4 protein-coding genes and 1 pseudogene are annotated in these 4,875 nt (G+C 64.4%); 2 read left to right on the forward strand and 3 right to left on the reverse strand.

Going from position 1 to position 4,875, the window contains the following annotated elements; genetic code table 11:
* Both WCB02_RS17080 and WCB02_RS17085 read right to left on the reverse strand, forming a co-directional pair.
* Nucleotides 1–306, reverse strand: a pseudogene (locus tag WCB02_RS17080) (molybdopterin biosynthesis protein); the annotation flags it as partial.
* Nucleotides 307–360: 54 nt separating this feature from the next.
* On the reverse strand, nt 361–1,479 hold the full coding sequence (locus WCB02_RS17085) for a molybdopterin-binding protein (RefSeq protein ID WP_423959751.1): 1,119 nt from the start codon (nt 1,477–1,479) through the stop codon (nt 361–363).
* 528 nt (nt 1,480–2,007) lie between these two features.
* Here WCB02_RS17085 and WCB02_RS17090 point away from each other — a divergent pair.
* Together WCB02_RS17090 and WCB02_RS17095 are read left to right on the forward strand one after the other, a co-directional pair.
* Complete coding sequence (locus WCB02_RS17090) at nt 2,008–2,667, forward strand: ABC transporter permease (RefSeq protein WP_423959753.1); 660 nt, start codon at nt 2,008–2,010, stop codon at nt 2,665–2,667.
* The gene (locus WCB02_RS17095; protein WP_423959755.1) at nt 2,664–3,491 is read left to right on the forward strand and encodes a substrate-binding domain-containing protein; all 828 of its coding nucleotides are present in this window, start codon (nt 2,664–2,666) and stop codon (nt 3,489–3,491) included. The genes WCB02_RS17090 and WCB02_RS17095 overlap by 4 nt, the downstream gene beginning before the upstream one ends.
* A 168-nt stretch (nt 3,492–3,659) precedes the next feature.
* On the opposite strand, the gene WCB02_RS17100 is transcribed toward WCB02_RS17095, so the two are convergent.
* Nucleotides 3,660–4,640, reverse strand: a complete 981-nt coding sequence (locus tag WCB02_RS17100) for a DUF2380 domain-containing protein (protein ID WP_423959756.1) — start codon at nt 4,638–4,640, stop codon at nt 3,660–3,662.
* Nucleotides 4,641–4,875: the final 235 nt, after the last annotated feature.

Raw genomic sequence — 4,875 nt, forward strand, 5'->3', positions numbered from 1 at the left:
GGCAATGACTTCGTCGTTCAGAATCATGCGCGCCGGCGCGGCTTCCGTGGCGGACGCAAGGTCGGCCGAACGCACCGCGAAGCCGTCGACATTGGAGCGATCGAACGGCGGCACGTCGATCGGCGCGATCACATCCTCCAATAGGGCACAGCCGAGCACGTCGGCAAGCGTGCGCGGCTCGCCGGGCAGTTCCCGCGGAAACAAGGCTGCTTCGAAGCGCTCGAGCGCTTCCTCGCGCGACAGGATGGTCAGGAACTGATCCTGATCGACGCTGTCGCCGGTCTTTGGCAAGGGTGCGTTGGTCATGATGCCTTGGTCATGGCGCCTTGGTCATGGCGCTTGGGCAGGTCGAGAACCGTCTCACTCCCGCAACATATAGGCAGCGACCGGCGCTCCCGCAGCAAATCCCTCGCTGCCGCCGGGCACCATCAGCCACGCATCGGCGCCGACAATGGCCGCGAAAGAGAGCTCGCCGACCGCCAGCGGAACCCAGCCGTCGTCCCTTCGGGAAAGCACCGCGATTTCGGCGATACCGACGCTGGAGGCGATCTTGCGCGCCAGCGGCAGGGTTTTTGTTCGCCGCGGTTGCCGCCCCGACAATCGATCCAATGTCGGCAGCGCCAATGCCCACCACGCTCCCAAGGCCAGATCCACACCCCCCGGCAGCGCAATGACGGGCGTGTTGCCGATCCTGCCGATCGCCGACGTCCGTCCGGGCTGCAGTGCGATGCCGTGCGCCAACACCTCGCCATGTTGCGCCAGCGCGGCGATGGTCGCATCGGTGCGGCCCACGCCGGAGCCTCCGATGGTGATCAGCAGATCGCAAGCCGTCGCATCGAGCGTTTTGGCGATGGACGTCATGTCACGTGAGGCGGCCTCGACGAACACGACTTCGGTGCCAGTGGCGCGTGCGCATTCCCGAATGAGCGGCGCCGTCGTTGCCTTGCGAGCCGCCGCGGGAATATTGATCAGACGGAGCCGCGGCCGGCGGACTTTGATGTTTTCCAAACCGGCGGCCGCCGCGACCAACAGGTCGAGCGGGCGAAAGCACAAGCCGGCCGTTACAGCGAAGCCGTCTGCCAGGTCGCCCCCGATCCGGCGCACGCCCTGTCCCGGGATCGCTTCCGCCAGCACCTGGATGATCGGACCGGTTTGGTCGACAGCATCGGCGTCCAGCACGCAGTCGCAGCCTTTTGGGATTCGATCGCCCGCCTCGACCCAGGGCGGCGGGATGCTCAGCGCCAGCGGTGTGTACGAGGAAGCGCCGACCAGATCGCGGGCGCGCAATGCCCAGCCGTCGACCACGGCGATATCGTGCGGCGGATACGCCGCCGGCGGCGGCAGCTCGGCCGCGACGCAGCCGACCGCTTCTCCCAGCGGGAGCTCAATGACCGTCGAGGGCTCGAGCCCGCGAAGCAACGCCGCGAGCGCAATATCAAGCGGCGTGAGCGAGGCGGGCAGGCGCTGGATCGAATCCATCGCCGATGATGGACCACGCATCGCCAGAATGGCAACCGGGTCGGCCGGATTTTGCTGGCCAGTGGCGTCTCGGAACTCAGGGCAGCGCCATTTTCTGTCCGGCGGCCCAAACAGTTTTTCACACTCTCTGACCTCATCCCGAGCTGCGGCGGCGAACGGAGTTCACCTCTCCCAACGGGGCCCTCCAGGGGAGGGCAAGTGAAGCGCATCGGAAGAGTTTGTAGCAGGCTGTGATCTGAACCGGGTTGGCCGATCGCCACCGTGCCGAAGTTCGAAACCCGAAGCACAGGCTGGATGCAGTCCATCTTCACAGCCTCCGCCGCCCGCGACGCCGGTCGCGCATCAGGTGCGGTGATCTTACCCTGCCCTTGAGGCCTCGCAGGGGAGAGGTCGAGCGACCGCTGGGCGCACCGATTCGACCAGGAGCCATCATGCGCCAGTGACGCCGTGGACTGGAGAGTTTTCCGATTTGACGTCATAGCAAAACGCTCTAGACGTGCTGCCGATGCCGCAGCGGACCATCGACAAATGCGCGATTTCCCGGGGATTGTCGGACTTTCGATCAGTGTCAGCCTTGCAGCGACGCTCGCCGCGACAGCTGTCAGCTTGCCGATCGGGACCGCGCTTGCAATTTTCTCTTTTCGAGGGCGGCGCCTGATCGTCGTTCTGATCAATGCGTTTTTTGGACTACCGCCGGTCGTTGTAGGCCTCGTTCTATATCTCGCGCTTTCCCACTCCGGGCCACTGGGCTTTCTCGGGCTGCTCTTCACGCCAACGGCCATGGTGATCGCGCAGGGTATCGTCGCCATCCCGATCATCGCCGCGCTCGTGCATCGCGCCGGCGAGAGGGCATGGGCGCGTTACGGCGATGAACTGACTAGCGACGGCGCGACGCGATTGCAGGCTATTCCGCAAATTCTGATGATCGTTCGGGCAGACCTGGTGACGGCCGTTTTGGCGGGCTTCGGGCGCACCGTTTCGGAGGTCGGCGCGGTGATCCTGGTCGGCGGCAACATTCGCGGCTTGACGAGAACGATGACCACGGCCATTGCACTTCAAACGAGCCAAGGCGACTTATCGTTGGCTCTGGCTCTTGGCGCAGTGCTGGTCGGGATCAGCATTTCGGTGAGCGCGACCGTCTTTGCATTGGCAGGACCGGCGCGAACTGCAGGGAGTGATGAAGTATGATGAAGTTTCGGAACGTTCTGGCCCTGGTCGCAGTGCTGGCTGCCATTAATTCGAGTTCTGCCGAAGAGCGATCGATCGTGCTGGCCTCGACGACGTCCGTCGAAGCATCCGGGTTATTGCCGATCATTCTCCCTCAGTTCACGGCCAGGACTGGCATCAGGGTCAACGTCGTCGCGCAGGGCACGGGCAAGGCTCTGGACACTGCGCGGAGAGGCGATGCCGATCTTTTGCTGGTTCACGACCCGGATGCCGAACAGCAATTCATGGATGAAGGCCACGGCTCAACACGCCGACAGATCGCATGGAATGATTTTATTATCGTCGGGCCGGCCGCCGATCCGGCTCATGTCAAGGGCGGCAGCGACGCTGTTGCTGCATTGAGGGCGATTGCCGCTTTGCAAGCGCCCTTCATATCGCGCGGCGACAACAGCGGCACGAACGCGGCCGAGCTACGACTTTGGAGGATCGCCGGCCAGACCCCGGATGCGCTCAATAAGGAGAAATGGTATCGCGACATCGGCGGCGGCATGGGTCAAGCACTCAACGCCGCCAGTGCGATGGATGCATATACGTTATCCGACCGTGGCACTTGGCTCAGCTTCAACAACAAGGGATCGTTGGTCGTTGCCATAGAGGGCGACCCCCGTCTGCTCAATCGATACGACGTGATCGAATTAAATCCTCAGAAGCATGCGGGCGCAAAGCTGGCCGCTGCAAAGCTGTTCGCAGATTGGCTGGTGTCGTCCGAGGGGCAGCAGGCGATCGGAGGATATCAGGTGAACGGCCAAAAACTATTCAATCCTTCTGCCCAGTCGCCGAAGTAGCCCGCCGCCGGCCGTGCCGGGCCCAGCGCAAGGGCGTCGGGTCCGGCCGGCTCCTGGAAGAGTCATATGCGATAGCCCCGCCGTTGCCTGGTATTCGGAGGAGCTCCTGAAATTTGTACTCCAACGCTTCGATCCGCTGGCCCTGTCGATCGAGCCCGACGAAGGCCTTCACTCCTGCGCGGCCTTCTCCAGCAGCCTGTGCCTGATCAGCCAGGCCGCGCCGCGGTCCCAGGAATAGTTTGCCCCGATGCGAAGGTCGGTCTGCGCGACCGCGATGACGGCGCCGCTGTGAGCGTCGCGAAGACGGTAGCTCACCGCATAGTCGGTGCGCGAGATCCGCGTCACGATACCGACCAGGGATTGGTCGGCGCCGAGCTTCAGCGCGATCGCGGCGTCGCAGCCGTCGCATTGCCGCAAGGCGTGTTGCTTGACAGGGTCCGCAGTGGCGCCTGAGGGATCGACCAGCGTGTAGGCTCCTGACTGCGTGATCAGCCGGCGCGCGGTTTCGGTGGCGCGCTTCAACTGCTCGATGTCGTCGGGGCTTTCGGGAATGATGCCGGCGCCGCCGCTGAAGTCCTCCAGCTCGAATTCGAACACCGCGAGCCTGATCGGCGGCGTCCCCGCGACGCCGGGCTTGGCTGGGAGCTCGAGGATTTCGCCGGCGACGAACGCCTCGGCCCGGCTCCAGGCCTCGTCGCTGTCGCCGCGAAACGTCACGAGACGGTCCAGCACAATCCGGCCCGAATCCTCATCGACGATCTGGAACTTGCCCCATTGAACCAGCGTGCTCATCTTGTGGATGCCGCCGATGACGACGAGTTTTGCGCCCGCTTCACGCGCCGCCTGCTGGATCGCGAGGAGGGCGGAGGCCGACGAACAGGGCGCAGTGCCGCAGGACAGAGGCTCGACGCGAAATCGGCCGCTCGCGGCGAGATCTCGCCGCAGCGCGTCGCCGAACGCGTCCAGCCGCCGCCGATGCGCCGCCGTCTGGTCGTTCGCCTCGCCGGACGTGTCGCTGTAATCCAGCTCCGCGATCGCAATCGAGATGGCTGGTTGGGTTTCAGTGCCGCCGTCACCGGCGAACGCGGGCGAGGCGGCAGAGCACAGAACGGCGACGGCGGCGACCGGAAATATGCTGCGGAGCGTCATGACATTTCTCTGTCGGGAAGAAGTCGGGAAGAACATGGCTTGCGCGAGGGTGAACCCGCCCGGCGGAGGCCGAAATGGCGTTTCGCCCGAAATTGATCGGGCGATTGTCCCGATGATGCCTGAACCCCCTTCCGCGGCAGCCGGTTGTGCGACTTAATGCCATGCGACCGCAGGCTTGGGCGGACGCGCCAACCACTGTGCGGGTTAGACGATGGCTTCCATGAAACCTGCCGTC

This window comes from Bradyrhizobium sp. (assembly GCF_049581145.1).
Classification (GTDB): Bacteria; Pseudomonadota; Alphaproteobacteria; order Rhizobiales; family Xanthobacteraceae; genus Bradyrhizobium.